Here is a 26567-nt window from a genome sequence, read left to right as displayed (position 1 = left end):
GGGATGAATCATGAAAAATGTAGGGATGAAAGCAGAAAGTTACCGTACAGCAATTGCCACTGGAATCCTGCATGCACCGCCACATTGCATTGAGCTGCTACGTAATGGCAATACTGAAAAAGGTGATGCCCTGAAAACAGCACGCATTGCCGGTATTCTAGGTGCCAAACGGACCGATGAGCTGATTCCATTGTGCCATCCATTACCGATTTATCGTGCCGATGTGGAATATGAACTGTGTGATGCACATGTCGAAATTATTGCTACTGTTGAAACCATTGGACCAACTGGTGTGGAAATGGAAGCTTTGACAGCGGTCAGTCTGGCAGGTCTGACCTTGTATGACATGCTGAAGCCGCATTGTGAACCGGAAGATTTGTCGCTGGATCAATGCAGGTTGCAGCAGAAAAAAGGCGGAAAATCACATTTTACCCGCGTACTTAAAGAGAGTCTGTCCGCTTCGGTTATTGTGCTGTCCGATACGGTTGCAGCAGGCAAAAAGCCGGACACTGCCGGACAAAACGTAATGGAAATTTTAAAAGAAGCCGATTTTGATTCTATTAGTTATCAGGTTATTCCCGATAGCCCAGAACAGCTCTTGACCCTGATTGAACAGCAGAAAAATCAGTATCCGCTGATTCTAACTGTGGGCGGTACTGGCTTAGGTCCTAAAGACCTGACCGTCGAAACCCTACAACCTTTGCTGCAACGGGAAATTCCCGGTTTAATGGAAGCTTCACGTAGTTTTGGGCAAAAACGTACCCCTTATGCAGCATTAAGTCGTGGCGTGGCTGGCTATATTGAGAACAGTCTGGTGATGACCCTACCGGGAAGTCGTCAGGGTGCGAAAGAATCTCTGATCGCGGTACTTCCGGCTTTGGTGCACTTGTTTGATGTGCAAAAAAATATCCCACATGCGGGGGGCTATCAATGAATCAGGCACTATCACATTCAGCCTGCGGTGCTGAACCGGGACTGATTTCTGTTGATCAGGCACTGCAGATGTTACTTGAGCAGACGCATATCTTGGTAGCTGAAAGCCTGCCGCTTGCTCGGGCTCTGAATCGCTATCTGGCAGAGGCGATTGATTCGGCCATACCATTGCCGCTGTTTTCACAAAGTGCTGTAGATGGCTATGCGCTTTGCAGTCCAGAAAATGTTAGTGCTCACAGTACTTTTGAACTCATTGGAGAGATTCGGGCAGGGCAAAGTACTGAAATTGAACTGCGGCCAGGTCAGGCGGTCCGGATTTTTACCGGTGCCAGGATTCCAGCAGGAACTACAACGGTCGCCCGTCAGGAAATTGTCAAATGCCATGCCAATCAAATCATTATTACAACAGACCTAAAGCCTCATACGGATATACGTGATGCAGGCGAGGAAATCGCACAAGGGCAGCGTCTGGCAGATGCAGGTCAAAAACTGCATGTAGGTGCAATTGCAGCTTTGAGCATGGCAGGCGTAAAGCAGGTTTCAGTCTATCGTTATCCTAAAATTGCTGTTGTGATTACTGGAGATGAAGTCGCTTCCAGCATTGAAGACCTGAATTCCGGAAAAATCTTTGACGCCAATGCTCCACTGATTCAGGCCTGGTTTCAATCACAGGGTCAAAACGTAGATATTCTGCATGTTTCAGATAATGAGTATGAGCTGCAAACGTTAATACATCGTCTTAAAAACCAATACGACTTCATATTGACCACAGGCGGGGTTTCGGTGGGTGATTATGATTTCATTCGTCCTGTTGCCCTGGAGCAGGGTTTTGAGCAGATTTTCTGGAAAGTGAAGCAGAAGCCCGGAAAACCGATGTTATTTGCCAAGTATCGTCGAGATGATCAAGGTTACTGTTATCTCTTGGGTTTGCCGGGAAATCCGGCTGCTGTGTATGTCGGGATGCAAATCTATACGGCAACTTTACTGAATGCCTTACAAGGGCAAAAGCAGTCACCTGCATGGCTTAGTGCGGTAATGACACATGATTTGAAAGCGGATGCACGTGAACGTTTTTTAAGAATGGCTGCAGAATTTGATCAGGGTACTTTAAAGCTCAAAAGCCTGGCGAAACAGCAGTCGCATATGTTGAGTAATCTGATGCAGGCCAATTGTCTGGTACGTATTCCGGCAGCAACAGAAATCCAAGCCGGGCATGTGGTACAAGGTTTACTGATTTGAAATGCCTGTCGCAATTCTCAATATTCGAATCACATAGAATGAGAAAGATGGATTTATTCAAAGTTCTACTCACTGGCGTGCTGTTGACTAGCCCCATGCTGCATGCCGAGACAGTTAGAATATATGCTGCAGCCAGCCTAACCAATGCGATTACTGATATTTCCAAGCTGTATGAGCAACAGCATCGGGACATCCAGATCGTTCCGGTTTTTGCTGCGTCTTCGGTATTGGCGAAACAAATTGCAGCGGGAGCCAGCAGTGATCTATTTTTCTCTGCAGACCTGGACTGGATGAATGATCTGATCAAGAAACAAAAAATCCAGGTGGGGCAGAGTAAACCTGTTCTGTTTAATGAGCTGGTATTGATTAGTCCTATCCAGCAAAAAAATAATTTTAAAATGTCAGCCGACTTTAATTTTGCTAAAGCCTTTCAAGGCTATCTATGTACCGGACAAATGGAATCGGTGCCTGCTGGAAAATATGCCCAGCAAAGCTTAACCCGGCTGGGCTGGTTGAAACCGCTTCGGGGCAGAGTAGTTGGGACGGATAGCGTCCGTTCAACTCTCGCATTTGTAGAACGTGGCGAATGTCAGGTCGGCATTGTATATAGAACTGATGCCTTGATGAGTAAAAAAGTTAAAATTTCGGGAGTGTTTCCAGCCAGTACACATCGTCCGATTGTGTATCCGATTGCTTTAACCCGGCAAGGCCAGAAAAATCAGGCAGCAGTCCAATTTTCTGAATTTATCCAGACGAGCGCACAGGCCAGACAGATTTTCCAGAAATATGGCTTTAAGCTTAAGGTAGGCTAACTGTTCATGCTTACACCAGAAGAACTGAGTACCTTAGCGCTTTCAGCCAAAGTAGCGGGCTTTGCCACAGCGGTGTGTCTGCCATTTGCTATCGCCGTAGCATGGTTACTGGCGCGTTATGAATTCAGGGCCAAATTTCTCGTAGAGGCAATATTGCAGATGCCTATGGTGCTACCGCCGGTAGTACTGGGCTATCTTCTGCTCCTGCTATTTGGTCATCAGGGTATGCTGGGGCAATATCTACATAAATGGGGAATTCAGCTGATATTTAACTGGAAAGGTGCGGTACTGGCAGCAATGATTGTGGCATTTCCTTTAATGGTTCAACCAATTCGCTTGTCTTTTCAAATGATCAACCGGCAGTTAGAACAGGTGGCAGGATCTTTGGGCGCCACACCATGGCGGGTATTCTGTAGCATTAGCCTGCCTCTGGCTTTGCCTGGAATTTTAATCGGCAGCATTTTATGTTTCAGCCGCAGTCTGGGAGAATTTGGTGCCACGATTACCTTTGTTGGCAATATTCCAGAAGAAACCCGTACCATTCCCATCGCCATTTATAGCCTGTTACAACAGCCTGATGGAGAAAGTATGGCTATGCGTTTGGTCATTTTATCTCTGATTCTGGCTTTTTCAGCCTTGATTGCAAATTACTGGATCATGCAGAAGTATCAACGTAAATTGGAGGCTTAAGATGCTGAAGTGTGATTTTCAGTTTAATTACGCAAATTTCCAGCTACAGGCCAGTCTGGATATGCAGACACAATTGATTGGTATCGTCGGAGCATCAGGAAGTGGGAAAAGCACCTTTTTAAAAAATATTGCAGGGCTATTAAAACCATCACAAGGCTTTATTCATTTTCAGCAAAAAATACTATTTGATCATCAGCAGAAACTGAATATTCCTGTTCATCAAAGAAAAATTGCCCTGATTTTTCAGCAAGCCTTGCTGTTTCCGCATCTGAATGTCATGCAGAATTTAAAATATGCAGAACAGCTAAATATAAAAAATAAAGGTCAGCAGAAATTTATGTTTGAAGACATTGTGGAGCTACTCGAATTAAAGGCTCTGCTTCGGCATCGGGCGCATCAGCTTTCTGGTGGACAGGCACAGCGCGTTTCTATCGGTCGTGCACTTTTATCTTCTCCCGACCTATTACTTTTGGATGAGCCTTTAAATGGACTGGATCAAAAGCTGAAAAACCAGATTTTACCTTTTCTGAAAATTGTGATTCATCAAACAAACTTACCCATGATTTATGTAACCCATCATGTAGATGAAGTAGCGTATTTACAGGCGCAGGTGCTGCATTTTGAAAAGGGAAAAATTATTTGATCCAGTACTGCACCGATTTAAACCAGCAATGACTCCGAGCAGGTCATCCTCTCGCTTTTTTGCTCATAATGCCTCAGAAACTATCTATTTTTCTCTCTATTTTTAAAAATGAAAAGTCTAATTTAAGAGCTTAAATATAAATTATTTTATATAAAACAGCATCTTATTTTATTTTAAAAATAATCTGGCATGACCTATGCATATATCTGATTAAAGTCAAAGAAGACTCAACATTTGTATGACGGCCAATGACGTCCGTTCTGATCGTTACTGATATGCCTCGGCATCACAGTGACTTAAATACGTTCAGTTCTGGTAAGGAAATGGCTATGTCTTCAAATACAAGTCTCAATAAAGCAACAAAAATAAGTCTATTTAACTTCAGTACTTCAGCGATGCGGGCCTTCCATATGAGTTGGCTCGCTTTTTTTGTCTGTTTTTTTGCATGGTTTGCCTGTGCACCTTTAATGCCCGTCATTGCCGGTGAATTCAGCCTGACCAAAGAGCAGATCGCCAATATCAATATTGCCGCAGTCGCCATTACCATTCTGGTGCGTCTGATCGTAGGGCCATTGTGTGATAAATACGGTCCGCGTAAAACCTATACCGCCTTACTGATTATTGGCAGTATTCCGGTGTTTGGTGTGGCGTCGGCCAACAGTTATGAATCTTTCTTGTTTTTCCGTTTATTGATTGGCGCCATCGGTGCCAGTTTTGTCATCACTCAATATCATACCAGTATCATGTTTGCGCCGAATGTGGTGGGAACGGCAAATGCGACTACAGCAGGCTGGGGGAATGCCGGTGGCGGTGCGACTCAAGCCCTGATGCCTTTAATGCTGGCTGCTTTGGTAATGTTCGGTGTAGAACAGGCAATGGGATGGAGAATTGCACTTCTGGTTCCGGGTATTCTGATGATCATTGTCGGTGTACTGTACTGGAAATTCACACAAGACTGTCCACAAGGTAATTTTAAAGAACTCCGTGCTCAAGGTATTTCTGTCGGTAGCGATAAAAAAGGCGGCCTTGCCATCTTAATGCATGCCGCACGTAACTACCGTGTGTGGATTCTGTTTGGCGCTTATGCAGCCTGTTTTGGTATTGAAATTTTTATCCATAACATTATTGCTTTGTACTTTGTCGACAACTTCCAGTTTGGCTTAAAAGAGGCAGGCATGGCTGCCGGAATTTTTGGTTTACTGGCATTGTTTGCCCGTGCCTTGGGTGGCATTGTTTCGGATAAAGTCGCGATTCAAAAAGGTCTGGATGGTCGAACCAAAGTTCTGTTTGCCTTGATCATGCTGGAAGGTCTGTTTCTTATTCTGTTTTCGCAAATGAATAGCGCGACCTTGGCTATTATGGCGATGACTATATTTGCCTTGTTTACTCATATGGCATGTGGTGCAACCTATGCACTGGTGCCTTTTATCGACCGTGATGCCTTGGGTGGTGTGGCCGGTATTATTGGAGCAGGTGGCAATGTCGGCGCGGTAGCTGCAGGTTTCCTGTTAAAAGGCATGCTGGATATTCAAACCACCCTGATGGTACTGGGTGGCTTGGTGGTGATTGCTGCAAGTTGTGTGTTGATGATCCGCTTCTCTGTCGAGCATAAAGAAAAAGAACAGCGTTTATATGAACAGGCCGTGACTGAACGTCATCTGGCAGAAGCACAGCAATAACACTACATTCCTGATTTAAAATGAATCAACAAAAAGGATATTGCTATCCTTTTTGTTGTTTTTGCTAACTCAATAATAAAATAATGAACCCAATATTCAGAATAGAAAAGTATTATTTAAAAAGAACAGGACGGTTGAATTCATCTAATAAAAATAAAAAGCATTTATAGTTTATATGTTTAATTTGAGATGAAAAAAATTATATGTCTTTTAATAATCATTCTAAATAAATTTAATAAGTGCAGATAAAATAAAAGCCATTTTAATAATGGCTTTTATGCTTATAGTGGGGGATTAATAAGTTTTATAAGGTAAAAACTTTCCGGATAATACGACATTCACCCGATCTCCGTTTGGATTATTCTCACGTTGAATATCCATATTGAAATCAATTGCACTCATAATTCCATCACCAAATTCTTCATGGATCAGTTCTTTAATGGTCATACCATAAACGCTGACAACCTCATACCAGCGATAAATCAGCGGATCTGTCGGCACACTGGTTGGCAGAGAACCTTTATAGGGTACGATTTGCAGCCAGGCAATGGCTTCATCAGTCAATCCAAATATTTCACCAATTTTTTCCGCCTGTTCCTTATTAAAAGCCATCTGACCCAAACATGCGGCTGTCACCCATTCTTTAGAAAGGCCTATTGTTTCAGCGACATCTGCCCATGTAATAGACTTTAAAACTTTTGCTGAAATAATCATGTCTGTCACTTGTTGACGATGGCTAATCATAATCTTCTCCAATAGCTATATTTAAAAAATGACCGTTATAGATAATGCAGAGATTGTGCCAATATAATTATTAGGATTAAATTTTAAAATAATTTATATGATTTTCATTATACATTTAAAATATATGGCATGCTATTTGCTTTAATCTATATTAAATATGGCAACGGCGCCATAACACAATTGATCTGTTTGAATAATGCAAGGCAAAGACGCCTAGGGTTGAAATAGACCTTAGGCGTTTTTTATTTGCAAACAGGCAAGTAATTTATATAAAGGGGATAAAAATATGGCTTATCTTGCTCCTGCAGAGTTTGCAAAAAAAGTGGTCGATGCCGGTGAGGCAAAACTTCATATGGCAACGCGTGATGTTTTAATTCGTGCGTTTATGGCAGGTGCAATTCTGGCACTGGCAGCAGTATTTGCCGTGACGATTGCGGTACAAACAGGGGTGCCACTGATCGGTGCGCTGCTATTTCCAGTCGGTTTCTGCATGTTATATCTATTAGGCTATGACCTGCTGACCGGGGTATTTGTATTGACTCCATTAGCCTGGTTAGACAAACGTCCTGGGGTAACGTGGTCACGTATTTTAAAAAACTGGGGACTGGTTTTTTTAGGTAACTTTGCCGGATGTTTAACCGTGGCAGTGTTGATGGCCGCAGTCTATACCATGGGTTTCGCCGCTGAACCGAATGCGGTCGGGGTGAAAATCGCCCATATTGGGGAAGACCGGACTTTGGGCTATGCCGAATATGGTTTTGCTGGCTGGATGACGATTTTTATCCGCGGCATGCTGTGTAACTGGATGGTATCACTCGGTGTAATTGGTGCCATGATGTCAACCACGGTCAGTGGCAAATTCATCGCGATGTGGATGCCAATCATGCTGTTTTTCGCCATGGGCTTTGAGCATTCAGTAGTAAATATGTTCCTCTTCCCATTTGCCATGATGATGGGCGGTGATTTCTCGATTACAGACTATTTCTTGTGGAATGAATTACCGGTGGCACTGGGGAATCTGGTGGGTGGTCTGGCACTGACAGGTCTGGCGCTCTATACCACGCATGTACGTACTGGCGATAAAAAAGAATTCTAATCTGAGCATGATGATTTATGCCTTGAGATTAAAGGGATCAATTCGATCCCTTTTTGAGTATTTAAAATGAATAAAAAATTAAAGATCAGCATTGGGCAATATTCTTCCGCTGGAATCAAAGCACAGAATCAGGACTTTCATGGGGTCTATATTCCGGAAGGCCATGCGCTTAGCAGTAAGGGCATTGCCTGTGCAATTGCAGACGGAATCAGCAGCAGCAATGTCAGTCATATTGCAGCAGAAACTGCTGTCAGCAGTTTTCTATCGGATTATTATTCGACTTCAGATGCATGGAGTACCCAAACTTCAGCGGCACGGGTCATTCGTGCGACCAACTCCTGGCTCTATGCACAAACCCAGCAGAGCCGCGGGCGTTTTGATAAAGATCAGGGTTATGTCTGCACCTTTAGTGCACTGATTTTGAAACAAAATAGGGCACATATCTTTCATGCTGGCGACAGCCGGATTTATCGCATTCAGGCACAAGTCATTGAACAGTTGACGGCTGATCACCGTATTTGCCTGTCATCAACAGAACATTATTTAAGTCGTGCACTGGGTGCCGACCATCGTATCGACGTCGATTATCAGCAGCTTGAATTATGTGAAGATGATTTCTTTATCTTGATGACAGATGGAGTCTATGAGTTTATTGATATGCAGCTCATATCGGAGATGCTGCAACAGCAACAACATCTGGATATCATTGCCAAGTCTATAGTCGAGCTAGCCTTTAAACGGGGCAGTGATGACAATCTCACCATTCAAATCATTAAAGTGGATCAACTACCAGAGGAAAAATACTTCCAGATTAAAAGTCATGTTTTATTTCCACAACAGCTAAGTCATGGTGATCTGTTTGAAGGTTATCGGATTGATAAAATCCTGCACCAAAATCATCGCAGCAGCCTCTATTTGGCGCATGATGAAGCGACACAAAATCAGTTGGTCATTAAAAGCTTGTCTGTCGATGTGCAGGATGATCTCAAAGCCGTAGAACAATTTCAGCTGGAAGACTGGGTATCGAAACGCTTAAAACATGAAAATCTGCTGCAATGCTATCCACATAAGGGCAGCAAGAAGTTTTTATTTCAAAGTTATGAATATTTACAAGGGGAAAGCCTAAACCGATGGCTGCACCGTCATAAAACTGCTTTAACTTTACAGCAGTTGCTTCCGATCATTGAGCAGGTGGCCAAAGCATTGAATGCCATGCACCGTCTTGAAATGCTGCACCAGGATGTACGACCAGAAAATGTCATGCTGCTCGAACCAGCCGATACCTTGAAAGTGAAACTGATTGATTATGGATCGACTGCGGTCAGAGGTCTGGTTGAACTGAATCCCAAACATGCAGATGTTCCTTTGGGAACCTTGGCCTTTATGGCACCTGAATATTTTATTGGATGCTCCCCATCAGTAAAATCAGATCAGTTCTCGCTGGCGGTGATGAGTTATTATTTATTGACCCGACAATTACCTTATGGGACAGACCTTGCGCGCTGTAAGACCGAAAAGGACTTAAAACAGGTTCGATATCATCCACTCTATGAGTATCGACCGGATCTGCCGCATGGCTTGGACGCCATCTTTAAAAAAGCGCTTTCCATTCGCCCGGAGCAGCGCTATGAAGCACTTTCAGCCTTTATATATGATCTGAAACACCCAGATCTCAAATTTAAAAAATCAGTTTCACGTCCTATGCTTGAAAAGCATCCAGTCACTTTCTGGAAATCCTGCACAGCGATTCTGTTTTTGTTATTGCTCTGGGTATTTGCACTATATTTTAGCCAATGAAAATAATCCAAATAAGCTGTTGAACGATTTTTTTGATTTAAATAAAAAATCAATAGTGATTTAAGCTGAGATGTAGTCAAAATATCTATTTATTCTTATTGCAGATTTTTATATTTTTACGATGATTGACTTTGTATTTTCGAAGATTATCCCTATAAAATAGAAAGTGCAGTCAAAAAACTAAATAAGCATAAAAACATTGGAATAATAATTGCTTATTTTTAATACCATTAGAATAAAAAGGCAGATGAGACATGAAAAATCAATTTTTTAAGCTGATTTTAATCTTGGGCAGCAGCATGGTGATGAGCCAAACAAGTCTCGCCGGAGATGGTGGCTTGCGTTTTGCTGAGAAAAATCAGGAAATAGCGGCACAAATTCAGGCCAAGAAAAAAACGGCAGAAATACAAGCGCAGTCCCTACAAGCAAAAGCCTCTACAGAAACGAAATAGTAAAATAGCACTCATCCAAGAAGGTGAGCTGTTCAGATTAGATCAGATGTATAAGATGTGGTGATGCGAAAAACTAGTCCCTAACTTTTTAATACTGAAAAAAAACTCCCCATCTATTTTAAGAATGGGGAGTTTTTTATTTTGCATCTCAGGGAAAATTACTGAATTTGTTCCTCATCCTGTCTTTCCTGACGCAGCTGATCACGTTGTCTCTGTGGATCATGAAGGCCTAATTGACCTCGCTGGATCTCACGATCCTGTTTTTCTTGAGGATCAAGTTGTTCTTCAGTGAGTTCTTCATCATTTCGATCGATTGGATTCGACATAGTCTTTCATCCTCTAAAATACTTTCTAATTTTTATTGTATGAGTGCAGCAAAATTATTCTGTGACTTTTATACCGGAGTTAGTTTTCTATCTTGTTGCTGCTGTAAGTTTAATCAATATTTTATGGGTTATTTTAATGATGGTTAAGTTAACCAAGAAAATTAAATTAATGAAATTAAGGGAATAGTAATTTAAACCTATAAACCTAATAGTTGAATATATCTCATTATTCTGGTTTTGAAATGAGAAAAACTAAATAAAATAAGAAAAATGGGTTATGCTTAAGACAGATTAAGTGTCATCCGTCTTTTAAATTTCCGGTATTTTTCATGATAGAACTTCGCCATTTAAGAACTTTAACTGCTCTGCGGGAGCATGGTTCTCTGGTTGCAGCAGCAAGTGATTTATGTTTAACCCCATCGGCCTTGTCACATCAGCTACGTGAACTCGACCAATGGTTCGGCATTGAAGTGGTCAATCGGCGTAGTCGCCCTGTGAGCTTTTCAAATGTTGGGGAGCGGTTGCTAAAACTGGCAGATGAAATATTACCGCAAGTTCAAATTGCACAGAGTGATATCAGCCGAATTGTGCATGGTCAGACCGGACGAATTGTTTTTTCCTCTGAATGTCATAGCTGTTTTGACTGGTTGATGCCGCTACTCAATCAATACCGGATGCAATATCCGGATGTAGACCTGGACTTTGCCTCAGGTTTTGAGTCGAATCCGCATGAATTATTGCAAACTGGAGAGTTTGATCTGCTGATTACGGCTGATCCGATTGCGCTTAAAGGCATTGAATATTTTCCAATATTTGAATACGAATCACGCTTGGTTTTATCCAATACCCATCCATTAGTACGTGCGAAAGAGATTACTGTTCAGGAACTTGCTGAAGAAACGCTGGTGACTTATCCGGTGGATAAACACCGGTTGGACATCATGTCGCGTTTGTTTATTCCCGCTAATATTCTACCAAAAGCCATTCGTACCACCGACTTGACCCAAATGCTGATTCAGCTGGTGGCAAGTGGTCGCGGGATTGGTGCATTACCTGATTGGGTGGTAAATGAATATGAGCAGAAAGGCTGGGTCACTTCACGCCGCCTCGACTGTGTGGCGCCTGAAGGCTTACGTCGAACTTTATACGCCGGCTATCGCACAGAAGAAAAACAGAAAGATTATTTTGAAGGCTTTTTGAAACAGCTGGATCGGTTTTCCAAGAAAAGACAGGTCTATTACAGCTAATTTGCGAATAGTTAAATATATTTAGTCCGTTATTTTTAAAAATCCTGCATCGTCAGGATTTTTAAAAATTGATTGTTTTTCTCTCAAGGATTTCAATTTTTCTATAAGGTGATGAGGTTAATCTTGTCTACTTTAAATCAGAAAATATACAACTTCGGCCAACTTTCGAAATTAAAGAACTGGTTTGGTCGATTATAAATTTTTCTACTTATCACATTTTGCCAGGTGGAAATACATCTGTGCAGAATTAAATTAAATATTATTAAATATCAGTTACTTAAAAATTAAGTTCTTGGAACTTGTGAGGATGTGGTTTTGATCTTGCAAGTTGATTTTTAATAAAAAGATTAAATAAAATGAAAAAACATACGCTGATCAGTCAATTTTTTGGCAGAAAATAACTCCTGAAAATAACAATGTTGATCTATGCTACAGCATAATTTTTAAACTGATTTCCTCTCATAAAACGGAATCACTTATACAGGACTGTATAAAATCGCCATGCACATGACAAAAATTCCTCTCAAGAAAAGCCCGCTGAGCCTCATGATTCTGTCGATTGTCTCAGGTCATCTTTATGCTGAAACTGCCGTAGAACCGGACAATGTTCAACAGCTGAATACTATTGTGATCAGCGCTGAGCAAAATGCCAATCCGCAGCAGCAATATCAGAAAGAGCTGGCTCAGGTTTCAGGAGGAACGAATTTCATTGGTGAGCAGCAATTAGAACAGCAGCGACTTGCAACCACAGCCGATGTGTTCCGTTTACAGCCAGGAATTTATGCCCAGTCTGCAGGGAATGAAGGTGCAAAAATATCGATCCGTGGCTCAGGAATCAACCGGACTTCAGGTGCACACGCATCCGGTACGCACGTCCTGATTGACGATATTCCATTTACCGGGCCGGGCGGTACAGCGTATGAACTGCTAGAACCCTGGTGGATTGATCATGTCGGGGTTTATCGCGGAGCCAATGGCTTTAAGCAAGGCGGACTGGCCTTAGGTGGAACAATCAACTATAGAACCAAGACCGGCGCAGATCAGGATGGCTCTGAACTCAAATATGAAATGGGCAGCCATGGTTATCAAAAATATCAGTTTAGTACCGGCCGAAAGCTGGATCAGATGGATTATTATCTGGCGCTGACGAGTACCCAGTTTGATGGAATTCAGGATCATGCTGAAGGCGATGGTAAGGGTCTGGCTTTTAATTTGGGCTATCAGATCAGTCCGGATATCGAAACCCGTTTTTATGCCCGTTACCGTGAGAGCAAGCATTTAACTCCAGGTCGTATTACGCAAGAACAGCTCAAAAATGATCCTGAAGCAGCGAATAGCTTTAATTTAGCGGTAGATGCCAAACGGATTCAGCCAGGCAGTACCTGGTTGGCCAATACTACGACCTGGAATTTACAGGATGATGCAAAACTGACTGGCAGTCTGGCTTATCATCATTATCCGCTGGATTTACGTGAAAGCAGTTATCGTACCAATGTCGATTATGAAGATATTACAGCGCGCTTCCAGTATGAAAAACCTTACCAGTTTCTAGGTCTGGAGCATCAGGGGCGTATTGCCTTGCGCAGCACGACTCATCGTCCGGACAGTGGGGTTACTGAAACTTTAAGATTTAATACAGAAATTGGTAATCAAACGTATCCGGCAGACACAGTTACCCGCCGTTATACCTATCGTGGTTCAGACAACGTGCTGCAATTTAATCAGGAAACTACATTAAATGATCAGTTCAAATTAGATCTGGGATTGGCAGCTGTGTATACCCATCGGGAAAGTGAAGTGACTTATGCAAATATTATTCCCGACCCAAATTTAGGTCCTGATGTAGATCCTAAAGTCAGTCGTTATGAATGGAATTTTGCACCAAGACTTGGATTGACCTATCAGCCAAATGACTCTGTGCAATGGTTTGCCAATTTAAGCCGGAGCATTGAACCGGCACATCCTTGGGCAATGGCTTGGTCTTCACCTTATTACTATTCTAAAGACAGTGGAGCTGCATCAAATCGAGTACGTGCGCCAATCTATTTGGATACGCAAACCGCCAATAGTTTTGAACTGGGGGGGCGTGGACAATCGGGCTTTGGAGACTGGGCACTGAGCTACTATTATTCCAAGATTAAAAAGGAGCTATTGTCTTCTGAAATGATTAAAAATTACGGGAATGATTCTGATTCTACTACTTCAGAGGAAAGAATTAGTGTAGAAGCAAATGCCACGCCAACGATTCATCAAGGGGTGGAGCTAAGTCTGGATACACCATTGCATGAATCCCGATATGGTGAACTGCGTCTGCAACAGGCTTATACCCTTAGCGATTTCCAGTATAAAAATGATCCATTGTTTGGCAAGAACCAGTTGCCAGGAATCCCTAAACATCTGTATCAGGCTCAACTGAGTTATGCTTTAAATAATGGCCTCTATATTGGTCTGAATACCGAATATGCATCTAAAATGGCGCATGATTATGCTAATAGCCAATTCAGTGACGACTATCAGATCTGGGGCATTGACGTAGGTTATGCACCAGAACATCAATCATGGAAAACCTGGATCAACTTTAAAAATATCACGGATGAGAAATATGCTGCGGTCGTGATTCCAGGCCTTAACGACGGTGGGAAAGATGAAGCTCGTTCTTCGCCTGGTGAAGGTTTCTCTACTTATGCCGGTGTGTCATTTAAATTTTAATTATTTAAAAATTAAAAAAAGAGCGGGATATTTCCCGCTCTTTTTATTTACTCAATAAAATGATTGATCAGGTTTCTAAAATTCCGGTAACACCTGTCACAATCATATCGATGGCAATGGTACCAATCAGAAGCGCAGCAACACGACCGACAATATCGACATACAGGTCAATGTAGTTGGAATATTTATGCTGTAAATGATCATGCAGATATTTCATCAGGATCAGCAAGCTACAGGTTAGAAACAGGGTAAAGAAAATCACCAGAATGGTTTGCATTAAACTGAGCTGTATACCTGTGATCACAGATGCCGAAATGGTGCCCGGACCGATCATAAACGGCATGGCAATCGTGCCCGCCAGATGACTGGGCGCGCCGCGCATCACACCAATCGTATCAGCACCCTCAAAGACATAACGATAGCCAATTACCAGAAAAATAATACCGCCAAAAATCTGGAAGGACTCAAACCGTACATGCAAGAATTCATTAAAGAAGGCTTCACCGGTTTTTGCAAAAATGATGAACACAATAAAGCTGATCAGGCTGCCCTGAATCAATGCCATGTTGAATATTTTTGCGTCGGAATTACGGATAATTCCGAGCATGTAAATACTCATCAAAAATGGATTGAGTAATGAAAAAAACAGGGCAAAGGCATTCAAACTTTCTGACATTATTTAGTCCTTCCGTAGTTGAGTAATCCTAGATTTCACGATCCGGGAACAGCGGACGTTTACCTGGGCTGATCCGGTTAATATGCAAATACATCATATGGCGTTCATATTTATCCAGGATGTCATTGATCACCTGTTCCTTGCTATAACCGACCAGATCGTTGCCCTGAGAGCCTTCAAACAGATAACTTTCCAGACGATAATAATAACGTTTGGTTCGTTTACCACGTGAACTGAAATTTGGCGTGTCATAGCGTACTGGCCATATTTCATAAACAAAGTTTTCTTCTTCATCGAGCTGAATGGTCAGATCCAGGTGATACAGTTCAGGTTCTTCCTCAAGCGATTTTTCCTGAATATTTACTTGAATGCCTTTGTCAATTAACTCGGTTGCAACGGCCTCAATGGCTGGTTTGCAAACATTATCCAGCATGGTCCGGGTCTGGGACAGGCTTGGATGCAGCATGACCCGGCTCAGACGCTTCTTCCAGTTCAGGATATCCACATTACCGACCACAGGCGCAGCATTCAGACTGGTACTGGCCTGCCGAAAATCCTCCAGACGCAAGGACTTATACAGTCCGGCCATCACAAAGAAAATCACGAAACTAAAAGGCAGGCCCATAATAATCGTGGTGTTCTGTAATGCTGTTACGCCATTCGCCATGAGCATTGCCAAAGTCAGCAAACCGATGGCAATGGCCCAGAACACACTCAGCCAGCGCGGTGAATCATGTTCAATATTAGTGAATTTGGTCGTGAAATTTCCCAATACCAATGCCCCCGAGTCCGCTGAGGTCACATAGAACAGCAAGCCGGTAATAGTGGCGACACCTGCAGTAAAGGTAAAGCCTGGATACTGCGCCAGCAGATCATAAAAACCATGTGCCGGATTTTCTAAAACTGTCGTAGCAAGTTGAGTACTACCATCAAAAATCACGCTGTATAAAGCACTGTTACCGAAAATAGACAACCAGGTCAGGGTAAATAACAGAGGAATAACCAAAGTCCCGGTGACAAATTCACGAATGGTACGACCACGGGAAATACGGGCCAGGAACAGACCGACAAAAGGTGACCAGGCGATCCACCATGCCCAGAAGAACAGGGTCCAGCTATTCATCCACTCTTTCGGTTGTTCAAAAGGAAAACTGGTTAAAGAAAGCTTCGGGAACTGGCTGATATAGTCACCAAAATTCTGAATCAAGGCGGCTAATAAAAACTCGGTATTGCCTACAAACAGAATGAATAGCAGCAGCCCAATTGATACATAGATATTAATTTCAGACAGGATCCGGATGCCTTTATTGACACCGGCAGTGACTGAAATAATAGTAATAATCACGGCAACGGCGATGAGTGCGGTTTGAATCCAGATATTTTCCGGTAAATCAAACAGCACATGCAGGCCATAATTTAATTGCACAACGCCAATCCCGCAGGTCGTAGCAATACCGAAAATTGTGCCAAGTACTGCAGCCGTATCCACCGTATGGCCGATCGGGCCATTAATTCTTTTTCCAAAAATAGGATAGAGTGCTGATCGGATGGTGAGCGGTAAATTGTAGCGGTAACTGAAATAACCTAGGGCGACCCCAATCAGCGCGTACATACTCCAGCCGGTTAAACCGTAGTGAAACAGGGTCCACACCATGGACTGGCGCGCAGCTTCAAAGGTTTCACCTTCGCCTATAGGCGGATTCATATAATGGGAAAGTGGTTCCGCCACCGAGAAAAACATCAGGTCAATCCCGATTCCGGCAGAAAATAGCATCGCCGACCAACTCAGCAGGCTAAATTCTGGCTTGGAATGTTTGGGGCCTAATTTAATCTCGCCATAACGTGAGCAGGCGATAAAGATGATAAAAACCAGATACAGCGTGGCCGCCAGCAGGTAATACCAGCTAAAGGTACGACTAACCCAGTTTAAGATATTGATAATGACTTGATTGGCTTGTTCATTAAATAAAATGGTGATGATAGAAAACAGCAGAATAAGTGTCGCCGAAAAATAAAAAACTACTTTATTCAGACCATCTCGCATCTCTTCATTTTTCTTTTGCATAAATCCATGACCATCGTTTTGTTGCCGGATGATCTACAGTGCAGTGTGATTTAAAAGCAAAAGCCTGCGGTAAAGCTTCCTTGTTTTCGTGAATTACAAACTTTTGCAAATCCAAAACAAACTGCGCTGTACATCAAGGGTGAGCTGGCACTATAATTTTTATTAATTGAACGTTCAATTAAAAAAGCGTTTATGAATTGTTACCTCATTCTGCTAATTTTTTAGCAGAGTGGCTTTCTATTGTTATATCCGTTATTCAGGTTAGTCCTATGCCAAAAGTTGGTATGCAACCGATCCGTCGTCAGCAACTGATCGATGCCACCTTAGCTGCAGTGAATGAGCTAGGTTTTGCAGAAGCGTCAATTAGTCAGATTGCTCAGAGAGCAGGTGTTTCAACTGGTATCATAAGTCATTATTTTCAAGGTAAAAATGGGCTGATTGAAGCCACAATGCGTTACTTATTGCAGCAATTGGGTAAATCTGTTGCACAGATAAAGATACAGGTTGATGACTTACCGGAGCAGCGCCTGCTGGCGATCGTACGCGGTAATTTTGCTGCTCCACAAACGGACAAAGCAGCCATGAAAGTCTGGTTGGCGTTCTGGGCTAGCAGTTTGCACCAACCTGAATTACACCGTTTACAGCAAATCAATCATTACCGTTTACATTCCAATCTCAAATATGAATTCATGAAAAAGTTGAGTAAAGACCAGGCAGAGAAATCCGCTCAAGGTCTGGCAGCATTGATTGACGGATTCTGGCTAAGAGGTGCTTTGGTAAATGGCGAAATTGACCCGGAACTGCCGATTGAACTGTGTAGTGAATATATCCGGCAACAACTCAAATAACCCACCTGCGAGGAAATTCCATTGACAACATTCAAACTGCAACGTCCTTATATTCATGGACAATATGTCGATGCAACGTCCAATAGCACGTTTCAAACGATTAATTCTGCAACAGGCGAAGTTCTGGCAGACGTGCAAGTGTGTACGCGAAAAGATATCGATCGCGCTGTTGAATCGGCACAGAAAGGACAAAAAGTCTGGGCAGAAATGACGGCGATTCAACGTTCGCGTATTTTGAACAAGGCTGTTGCCATCCTCCGTGAACGTAATGATGAGCTGGCGCGTTTAGAAAGTCTCGACAGTGGTAAAGCTTTCAGTGAAACATCCACCGTCGATATTGCGACAGGTGCAGATGTACTCGAATACTATGCAGGTATTTTGCCAGCATTAGAAGGCCAGCAAATCCCGCTCAGAAGCAGTTCGTTTGTTTATACCCGCCGTGAACCTTTGGGTGTCGTCGCTGGAATTGGCGCATGGAATTACCCGATTCAAATCGCCTTATGGAAATCTGCACCTGCACTGGCAGCGGGCAATGCCATGATCTTTAAAGCCAGTGAAGTAACGCCTTTAACTGCATTAAAACTGGCAGAAATTTATACTGAAGCAGGTGTACCGCATGGCGTATTCAATGTGGTGACCGGCAGTGGTGACATTGGTGGCTATCTGACTTCACATCCGGACATAGCCAAAGTTTCATTTACCGGTGGTGTCGCGACCGGCAAAAAAGTCATGGCCCAAGCTGCGAATTCCAGTCTGAAAGAAGTCACTATGGAGCTGGGCGGAAAATCTCCGCTGATTATCTGTGAAGATGCCGATCTGAATCTGGCGGCAGATATTGCCATGATGGCCAACTTCTACAGTTCCGGTCAGGTCTGTACCAATGGTACACGGGTATTTGTACCTTTAGCCTTGAAAGCAGAATTCGAAGAAAAGATTCTGCAGCGTATTCCTTATATTCGTATGGGGGATCCACTTGATCCTGAGACCAATTTTGGTCCAGTGTCCAGCTTCTCTCATATGGAAAAAGTGCTGGATTATATTGAACAGGGCAAAAAAGAAGGCGCTCGTTTACTTTGTGGTGGTGGCCGTGCCGAAGATGAGCAATTTGTCCAAGGCGCTTATGTGCTACCAACGGTATTTACCGATTGCCGTGACGACATGACGATTGTCCGTGAAGAAATTTTTGGTCCAGTCATGAGTATTCTGAGTTATGACTCAGAAGAAGAGGCGATTCGTCGTGCCAATGACACCGAGTATGGTTTGGCAGCTGGTGTCGTGACACCAAATCTGGCACGTGCGCACCGTATTATTCATCAAATTGAAGCCGGTATTTGCTGGATTAATACCTGGGGCGAATCTCCTGCAGAAATGCCAGTGGGTGGTTATAAACATTCGGGTGTCGGTCGCGAAAACGGTATTGTCACGCTACAGCAATATACCCAGACCAAGTCAGTTCAGGTCGAACTCAGTCCTTTCCAGTCTGTATTTAGCGCATAAGGGAGGATTGGATGAATTACGACTATATTATTATCGGTGCAGGTTCGGCAGGAAATGTGCTCGCAGCGCGTTTAACTGAAGATCCGGATGTGAAAGTCCTGCTGCTGGAAGCGGGTGGGCCGGATTACCGTCTAGACTTCAGAACACAAATGCCGGCTGCATTGGCTTATCCATTACAGGGACGCCGTTATAACTGGGCCTATCTGACCGATCCTGAACCACATATGAATAACCGTCGTATGGAGTGCGGGCGCGGCAAGGGGCTGGGCGGTTCTTCATTAATTAACGGCATGTGTTACATTCGCGGTAATGCTATGGATCTTGAACAGTGGGCCAGCCTGAAGGGGCTAGAACACTGGAGCTACGCCGAATGTTTGCCGTATTATAAAAAAGCTGAAACGCGCGATATTGGCGGCAATGATTATCATGGTGATTCTGGACCGGTTTCGGTCGCAACACCTAAAAATGGGAATAATGAACTGTTCCATGCCATGGTCGAGGCCGGTGTACAGGCCGGTTATCCACGTACTGACGACCTGAATGGCTATCAGCAAGAAGGTTTTGGGCCGATGGACCGTACCGTAACGCCGCAAGGCCGTCGTTCCAGTACAGCACGCGGTTATCTGGATATGGCCAAAGGCCGGGATAATCTTACGATTATTACCCACGCTATGACCAACCGGATTCTGTTTAATCGTAATCAGGCGATTGGTGTGGAATATTTTGAAGGACAAAATACCTTACAGCCGATTCAGGTTTTTGCGGATCGTGAAGTTTTATTATGTGGTGGTGCAATCGCCTCACCGCAAATCCTGCAACGCTCCGGCGTGGGTCCAGCTGAACTGTTAAAAAGTCTGGATATTCCTGTGGTTCAGGATTTGCCAGGCGTGGGTGAAAACCTGCAGGACCATCTGGAAATGTACCTGCAATATAAGTGCAAAAAACCTGTCAGCTTATATCCGGCACTCAAGTGGTATAACCAGCCGATGATTGGCGCTGAATGGTTATTTTTAGGTAAAGGTATTGGGGCCAGTAACCAGTTTGAAGCCGGTGGTTTTATCCGCTCTTCAGACGAATTTGACTGGCCCAATATCCAGTATCATTTCCTGCCTGTGGCGATTAATTATAATGGCACCAATGCCATTCATGAACATGGTTTTCAGGCACATGTGGGCTCTATGCGTTCACCATCTCGTGGTCGGGTTCGCCTGAAATCCAAAGATCCGTTTGAACATCCAAGTATTCTGTTCAACTATATGAGTACTGAACAGGACTGGCGCGAATTCCGTGATGCCATTCGTATTACCCGGGAAATTATGCATCAGCCGGCATTGGATCCCTATCGTGGTGAAGAAATCAGTCCGGGAAAACATCTACAAACAGATGCTGAAATTGATGAATTTGTTCGTAATCATGCAGAAACCGCGTATCATCCATCATGTAGCTGTAAAATGGGTGAGGATGACATGGCGGTTGTCGATGGTTATGGACACGTACATGAAATGCAGGGGTTGCGTGTGATTGACGCCTCGATTATGCCTTTGATCATTACCGGTAACCTCAATGCAACTACGATTATGATCGCTGAAAAACTGGCAGACCATATTCGTGGCAAACCTGCTCTTGCGCCTTCATCTGCACCTTTTTACAAGGCGCCTCGCGCTTAAATTATGGTTTTATTCCTGCCGCCTAGCAAAGCAGGAGTAAAGCGAATTTCAATTTTGTCCCAAAGCGGAGATAAAACCTCGACTGCTTTCGGTTTTATCTCCGCTTTACTTAATACATTTATATTTTATGAAAATATTCAATCAAACAGTGCTGTTTGGCTGTGCTGCTGTTTCAAGTTTTTACTGTTATGCCGATGATGCGGAAGTAAAACAAATAGAAGCAAGCGGAAACTTGAGTGTGGTCTCCAAATACGTCTCCCGCGGTTTGACCAATGCGCCTGAAAATGATGATGTTGCTGTACAGGCTGCATTGAATCTGGCTTATGGTAATTTTTATGTCGGATATTGGGGATCTACGCTTGGATACTCTTATGCAGAAGTGCAGGGGCGTCAGGGACATCGTTCAGACAAATTCGAGCATAACTTTCTGCTGGGTTATACCCATAGCAGCGAAAATTATGATTGGGATCTATGGAACGCAACCTATTATTATCCGGGCGGCAAGCATACTACCGGAAATGAGCTGGGTTTAAATATAAGTCGTGCATTGAATGATCAGACCAGTATTGGCGCCAGTGTATCGACCTATCTGTATGATGTGGCTTATGTCAATCAGGGCGATACTTTTTATACGCTTAACCTGAATCATCAGTTGAATGATCGCCTGAATGCCAGCGTTACGGCAGCGGGAAGCTATTTTAACGATGAAGGCAAATATGAGGGCGGTGAACTGGGCGATACCGAAAAGCAGTTTGCCTTTCGTTATGCTTCTGCCGGACTTAGTTATGCGCTCTTACCTCAGGTAAGTTTGTCGGGTGAATATATCTTTGGCGGTTATGACCGTTATGATGAAAAGCAGCGTAATCTTGCAGTAGTTGCATTGAGTTATGATTTCTAAAGTTATCTCGGACTAGGCAGGTGAAAATCTGCCTTATCCGCAAGCTTGATTGATCATATAATTCATGGCTTGAAGCTGGTTCATGCTCCGGCAGCTCAGGAAAGACTTAGGATCTGGTTTAATCTGGCAGAATTTCAGACAAACATTATCAATTTCATAAAATAATTCTATAATAGCGCCCATTCTCGGCAGCGTTATCCAGACACTTCGTCAAATGGTATAACCTGACCATTTTCTATTTTTCATTCAAGTTCTCCTCCGTGAACCGGCTTGTATATTCAGATTTAGCATCTTATCTGTCCGTGACGGCACATAAGAATATTTAGGTATCCACATGGAAATTAAGGTCAATTATCTCGATAATCTTCGCCAGGAAGCCAAGTTCGATGACTTCACGGTGATTGCCGATCAGCCGATCCGCTATAAAGGCGATGGTTCGGCACCCGGCCCATTCGATTATTTTCTGGCGTCATCAGCACTTTGTGCGGCTTATTTTGTCAAAGTCTATTGCGCAGCACGTGACATTCCGACTGATAATATCCGCCTTTCGCAAAACAATATTGTTGATCCTGAAAACCGCTATAAACAGATTTTTAAAATTCAGGTGGAACTGCCGGCTGATATTTCTGAAAAAGACCGCCAAGGGATTTTACGTTCGATTGATCGTTGTACTGTCAAGAAAGTAATTCAAACCGGTCCTGAATTTGTCATTGAAGAAGTGGAAAGCATTGATGCGGATGCTCAAGCTTTATTGATGCCAAGTCTGGCTTCTGATCATACGACTTTCATTCCAGGTAAAGACCTGCCGCTGGAAGAAACCATTGCCAATATGTCTGCCATTCTGGCAGGCCTCGGCATGAAGATTGAAATTGCGTCTTGGCGTAATATCGTGCCGAATGTCTGGTCATTGCATATTCGTGATGCGCAGTCGCCAATGTGCTTTACCAACGGTAAAGGTTCGACCAAAGAAAGTGCGCTGGCATCTGCTTTGGGTGAATTTATTGAGCGTCTGAACTGTAACTTCTTCTATAACGACCAGTTCTGGGGTGAGGATATTGCCAATGCAGAATTTGTGCATTATCCAGATGAAAAATGGTTCCAGCCAGGTTCGAATGGCGAACTACCTGCAGAAGTTTTAGATGAACATACCCGTGAAATTTATGATCCTGAAGATGAATTATTGGGTATCCATCTTTATGATACCAACTCTGGTAATAAAGCACGTGGCATCTGCTCACTGCCATTTGTACGTCAGTCTGATGGTGAAACCGTTTATTTCCCGTCGAATCTGATCGAAAACCTTTACTTAAGTAACGGGATGAGTGCCGGCAATACCTTGGCTGAAGCGCAAGTACAATGTCTTTCTGAAATTTTCGAACGTGGGGTAAAACGCGAAATTCTGGAAGGTGAACTGGCACTACCGGATGTGCCTGAACATGTTCTGGCAAAATATCCAAAAATTGTTGAAGGCATTAAAGGCCTAGAAGAACAGGGCTTCCCGGTTCTGGTCAAAGATGCATCTTTAGGCGGTCAGTTCCCGGTCATGTGTGTCACCTTGATGAACCCACGTACCGGCGGTGTATTTGCCTCATTTGGTGCCCATCCAAACTTTGAAGTGGCTTTGGAACGCAGTCTGACTGAGTTATTGCAAGGCCGTAGTTTTGAAGGTCTGAATGATCTGCCAAAACCAACCTTTAGCAGTAACGCCGTGACTGAACCAAATAACTTCGTCGAACATTTTATCGACTCAAGCGGTGTGGTGTCTTGGCGTTTCTTCAGCGCGAAATCAGATTATGATTTTATCGAGTGGGATTTCACGAATAACGGTCAAAATTCGAATGCAGATGAAGCTCAGGAATTATTCACGATTCTGGAAGACATGGGCCATGAAGTTTATATGGCGGTGTATCAGCATTTAGGAGCCACGGCTTGCCGTATTCTAGTACCGGGCTATTCGGAAATTTATCTGGTAGAAGATCTGGTCTGGGACAATACTAATAAGGCGCTTTTATACCGTGAAGATATCCTGAATCTGCACCGTCTGGATGATGAACAACTGGAAGCATTGGTTGAGCGTCTGCAAGAAGCAGATGAGGATGACTATACTGAGATCAAAACCTTAATCGGTATTGAGTTCGATGAAAATACCGAATGGGGGCAACTGACGATTCTGGAACTGAAACTTCTAATTTATGTGGCTTTGCAGCAATTTGAAGAAGCCAAAGATCTGGTTGAGCAGTTCCTGCAGTTCAATACCAATACCGTTGAACGTGGCTTGTTCTACCAGTGCATGAATGTCGTTCTGGAAGTCATTCTGGATGATGAAATGGAACTGGAAGATTATGAACACAACTTCCGTCGTATGTTTGGTGATGCCCGTATGGATGCCGTTCTCGGTTCAATCGAAGGCACAGTTCGTTTCTATGGTTTGACCGAAACCAACATGCAGCTTGAAGGGCTGGACCGTCATCTACGTTTAATTGACAGCTATAAAAAACTGCATGCAGCACGCGCCAAGTTTGTAGCAAATCAAAAATCTTAATGAATGACTAAAATTTTTCGTCATTGGTTTTAAATTTTAAAGATGGCTTAGCTCATTTTGGTTAAGCCATTTTTATATCCAGTACGCTATAAAATCTTTTCTATTATTTCTATTCTAACTTATTAATTCCAGCTCCCGAGGGAGCTGGGATTACCTAAAAAATTAAAGTGAAGTGTTAATACTAACTGCTTCAAGAGTGGGTATATGAATGTGAGAAATAGATGTATTTTTCTCATTCACAGGAATTACCTTACATATTCGGGTAATTCGGACCACCACCACCTTCCGGTGTCACCCAGGTGATGTTCTGGGACGGATCCTTGATGTCACAGGTCTTGCAGTGTACACAGTTGGCTGCATTGATCTGGAAACGTTTCGAACCGTCATTATTTTCCATAATCTCATAGACCCCCGCCGGGCAGTAACGCTGTGCAGGCTCATCCCATGTCGGCAGGTTGACTTCCACCGGAATTGAAGCATCGGTGAGTTTCAAATGTGCTGGCTGGTTCTCTTCATGCACGGTATTCGATACAAACACTGAAGACAGACGGTCAAAGGTTAGCTTGCCATCCGGTTTTGGATAGTTTGGCTTGAAGCTTTCAGCTGCCTGGGTTTTTAGCGCAGCATGGTCTTGAACCAGATCATGCAAGGTAAAAGGCACTTTAAATACGTTCTGGTCGATGAAGTTAAAGGCACCACCGATCCATTGACCGAACTTGTGCATTGCCGGGCCAAAGTTACGCGAGTTATACAGCTCTTCTTTTAGCCAGCTGTTGTTGAACTTGTCGATATACGCCGTGAGTTCTTTCACGAAGAAATCTTCACCCTCTACAACACGCGCCACCGCCAGATCACCGCCTTTTTCTACACCAGCAGCAATCGCTTCAAATACCGCTTCACCGCAGAGCATGCCGGATTTCATGGCTGTATGAGAACCTTTGATCTTGGCAAAGTTCAGGAAGCCGGCATCATCACCAATCAATGAGCCGCCCGGGAAGGTGAATTTTGGTAGCGAGTTAAAACCACCTTTGGTCACGGCACGGGCACCATAGGAAATACGCTTGCCACCTTCGAGATATTGCTTAATTAATGGATGGGTTTTCCAGCGCTGCATTTCCATGAAAGGATACATGTGCGGGTTGGTATAGGACAGATCCACGATCATGCCCAGGGTCACCTGGTTGTTCTCGGCGTGGTAGAGCCACCAGCCGCCTGAAGAACAGGTTTCAGAAAGCGGCCAGCCGGCACCATGCATCACCAGACCCGGTTTATGTTTGGCCGGATCGATTTCCCAGAGTTCTTTAATGCCGATACCGTAGTGTTGCGGATCAGCGTCCTTGTCCAGGTTGAACTTCTGGATCAGACGTTTACCTAAGTGACCACGACAGCCTTCAGCGAAAATTGTGTATTTGGCATGCAGTTCATAACCCGGGGTAAAGTTATGCGTTGGTTCGCCATCTTTACCAATACCCATATCACCGGTTTGGATGCCTTTGACTGTACCATCGGCATGATACAGAATTTCAGACGCGGCAAAGCCCGGAAAGATCGACACTTCCAGTTCTTCCGCTTTCTGGCCTAACCAGCGCACCACATTGCCCAGTGAAATGACATAGTTGCCATCGTTATGCATGGTTTTAGGCACCATCCAGTGCGGTGCTTCCTGTGATTTTTCATCTGAAAGCAGGAAGAAGGTTTTATCTTCAGTCACCGGGACATTCAGCGGGGCACCCTGTTCTTTCCAGTCCGGGAACAGCTCGTTCATGGCACGCGGTTCAAGCACAGCACCAGACAGAATATGCGCACCGACTTCGGAGCCTTTTTCTACGACACAAACGGACAAATCGTTTAAGTTGTTTTCAATTGCAAGTTGACGGATTTTGATCGCAGCAGAAAGACCCGCAGGGCCTGCGCCTACGATGACGACGTCAAACTCCATCGATTCTCTTGTTATATCTTCCATAATATAAAATCCAATTTCGCTATACGATATTTATAGCATTATCT

General features: G+C 43.6%; 21 protein-coding genes. 16 read left to right on the top strand and 5 right to left on the bottom strand.

Annotated elements, in window-relative coordinates:
• Nucleotides 1-10 precede the first annotated feature (10 nt).
• From moaCB to G4D73_RS02320, 6 genes are all read left to right on the top strand, one after another.
• The gene (moaCB, locus tag G4D73_RS02345; RefSeq protein ID WP_213687291.1) at nt 11-934 is read left to right on the top strand and encodes a bifunctional molybdenum cofactor biosynthesis protein MoaC/MoaB; all 924 of its coding nucleotides are present in this window, start codon (nt 11-13) and stop codon (nt 932-934) included.
• A complete protein-coding gene (locus G4D73_RS02340) occupies nt 931-2172 on the top strand; it encodes a molybdopterin molybdotransferase MoeA (protein ID WP_005096931.1) in 1242 nt (413 codons plus the stop codon). The genes moaCB and G4D73_RS02340 overlap by 4 nt, the downstream gene beginning before the upstream one ends.
• 47 nt (nt 2173-2219) lie before the next feature.
• Nucleotides 2220-2984, top strand: coding sequence for a molybdate ABC transporter substrate-binding protein (modA, locus tag G4D73_RS02335; protein ID WP_213687290.1), 765 nt, complete (start codon nt 2220-2222; stop codon nt 2982-2984).
• Nucleotides 2985-2990: 6 nt separating this feature from the next.
• Complete coding sequence (gene modB, locus G4D73_RS02330) at nt 2991-3674, top strand: molybdate ABC transporter permease subunit (protein WP_213687289.1); 684 nt, start codon at nt 2991-2993, stop codon at nt 3672-3674.
• Between the two features lies 1 nt (nt 3675).
• Nucleotides 3676-4317 carry an ATP-binding cassette domain-containing protein gene (locus tag G4D73_RS02325; RefSeq protein ID WP_071851174.1) on the top strand — a complete coding sequence of 214 codons (642 nt, stop codon included), beginning with the start codon at nt 3676-3678 and terminating at the stop codon, nt 4315-4317.
• Nucleotides 4318-4646: 329 nt separating this feature from the next.
• Nucleotides 4647-5996: an MFS transporter gene (locus G4D73_RS02320; protein ID WP_114541247.1), complete on the top strand. Its 1350-nt coding sequence runs from the start codon at nt 4647-4649 to the stop codon at nt 5994-5996.
• A gap of 294 nt (nt 5997-6290) precedes the next feature.
• Here the strand turns inward: G4D73_RS02320 and cynS are convergent, their stop codons facing one another.
• Entirely contained in the window at nt 6291-6740 is a 450-nt protein-coding gene (cynS, locus tag G4D73_RS02315) for a cyanase (protein ID WP_004646988.1), read from the bottom strand.
• Nucleotides 6741-7026: 286 nt separating this feature from the next.
• Between cynS and G4D73_RS02310 the strand changes: the two genes are divergently transcribed.
• The 3 genes from G4D73_RS02310 (at nt 7027) to G4D73_RS02300 (ending at nt 10085) form a co-directional block, all read left to right on the top strand.
• Entirely contained in the window at nt 7027-7836 is an 810-nt protein-coding gene (locus G4D73_RS02310) for a formate/nitrite transporter family protein (RefSeq protein WP_004646987.1), read from the top strand.
• 66 nt (nt 7837-7902) lie between these two features.
• A complete protein-coding gene (locus G4D73_RS02305; RefSeq protein WP_213687288.1) occupies nt 7903-9633 on the top strand; it encodes a bifunctional protein-serine/threonine kinase/phosphatase in 1731 nt (576 codons plus the stop codon).
• Nucleotides 9634-9887: 254 nt separating this feature from the next.
• On the top strand, nt 9888-10085 hold the full coding sequence (locus tag G4D73_RS02300; RefSeq protein WP_213687287.1) for a hypothetical protein: 198 nt from the start codon (nt 9888-9890) through the stop codon (nt 10083-10085).
• Nucleotides 10086-10243: 158 nt separating this feature from the next.
• Here the strand turns inward: G4D73_RS02300 and G4D73_RS02295 are convergent, their stop codons facing one another.
• On the bottom strand, nt 10244-10411 hold the full coding sequence (locus G4D73_RS02295) for a hypothetical protein (protein ID WP_004280333.1): 168 nt from the start codon (nt 10409-10411) through the stop codon (nt 10244-10246).
• A 329-nt stretch (nt 10412-10740) separates the two neighbouring features.
• Here G4D73_RS02295 and G4D73_RS02290 point away from each other — a divergent pair, with 329 nt between their 5' ends.
• Complete coding sequence (locus tag G4D73_RS02290; RefSeq protein WP_004646984.1) at nt 10741-11658, top strand: LysR family transcriptional regulator; 918 nt, start codon at nt 10741-10743, stop codon at nt 11656-11658.
• A 501-nt stretch (nt 11659-12159) separates the two neighbouring features.
• A complete protein-coding gene (locus tag G4D73_RS02285; RefSeq protein ID WP_213687286.1) occupies nt 12160-14367 on the top strand; it encodes a TonB-dependent receptor family protein in 2208 nt (735 codons plus the stop codon).
• Between the two features lie 67 nt (nt 14368-14434).
• Here the strand turns inward: G4D73_RS02285 and G4D73_RS02280 are convergent, their stop codons facing one another.
• Complete coding sequence (locus tag G4D73_RS02280; RefSeq protein WP_213687285.1) at nt 14435-15043, bottom strand: MarC family protein; 609 nt, start codon at nt 15041-15043, stop codon at nt 14435-14437.
• Nucleotides 15044-15071: 28 nt separating this feature from the next.
• Entirely contained in the window at nt 15072-17108 is a 2037-nt protein-coding gene (locus G4D73_RS02275; protein ID WP_213687284.1) for a choline transporter, read from the bottom strand.
• A 269-nt stretch (nt 17109-17377) separates the two neighbouring features.
• Between G4D73_RS02275 and betI the strand changes: the two genes are divergently transcribed.
• The 5 genes from betI (at nt 17378) to G4D73_RS02250 (ending at nt 24560) form a co-directional block, all read left to right on the top strand.
• The gene (gene betI / locus G4D73_RS02270; RefSeq protein WP_005106923.1) at nt 17378-17956 is read left to right on the top strand and encodes a transcriptional regulator BetI; all 579 of its coding nucleotides are present in this window, start codon (nt 17378-17380) and stop codon (nt 17954-17956) included.
• A 21-nt stretch (nt 17957-17977) separates the two neighbouring features.
• Nucleotides 17978-19453 (top strand): betaine-aldehyde dehydrogenase, encoded by a 1476-nt coding sequence (gene betB, locus G4D73_RS02265; RefSeq protein WP_213687283.1) that lies wholly within the window; start codon nt 17978-17980, stop codon nt 19451-19453.
• Nucleotides 19454-19464: 11 nt separating this feature from the next.
• Nucleotides 19465-21120: a choline dehydrogenase gene (gene betA, locus G4D73_RS02260; RefSeq protein ID WP_213687282.1), complete on the top strand. Its 1656-nt coding sequence runs from the start codon at nt 19465-19467 to the stop codon at nt 21118-21120.
• A gap of 127 nt (nt 21121-21247) precedes the next feature.
• A complete protein-coding gene (locus G4D73_RS02255; protein ID WP_213687281.1) occupies nt 21248-22018 on the top strand; it encodes a hypothetical protein in 771 nt (256 codons plus the stop codon).
• A 334-nt stretch (nt 22019-22352) separates the two neighbouring features.
• The gene (locus G4D73_RS02250) at nt 22353-24560 is read left to right on the top strand and encodes an OsmC domain/YcaO domain-containing protein (protein ID WP_213687280.1); all 2208 of its coding nucleotides are present in this window, start codon (nt 22353-22355) and stop codon (nt 24558-24560) included.
• Between the two features lie 250 nt (nt 24561-24810).
• Here the strand turns inward: G4D73_RS02250 and G4D73_RS02245 are convergent, their stop codons facing one another.
• A complete protein-coding gene (locus G4D73_RS02245; protein WP_213687279.1) occupies nt 24811-26523 on the bottom strand; it encodes an electron transfer flavoprotein-ubiquinone oxidoreductase in 1713 nt (570 codons plus the stop codon).
• Nucleotides 26524-26567: the final 44 nt, after the last annotated feature.

The organism is Acinetobacter sp. WY4, from assembly GCF_018438165.1.
Taxonomy (GTDB): Bacteria; Pseudomonadota; Gammaproteobacteria; order Pseudomonadales; family Moraxellaceae; genus Acinetobacter.
The sequence above is the reverse complement of the archived record's forward strand: the minus strand, read 5'-3'. Positions and strand labels throughout refer to the sequence as shown.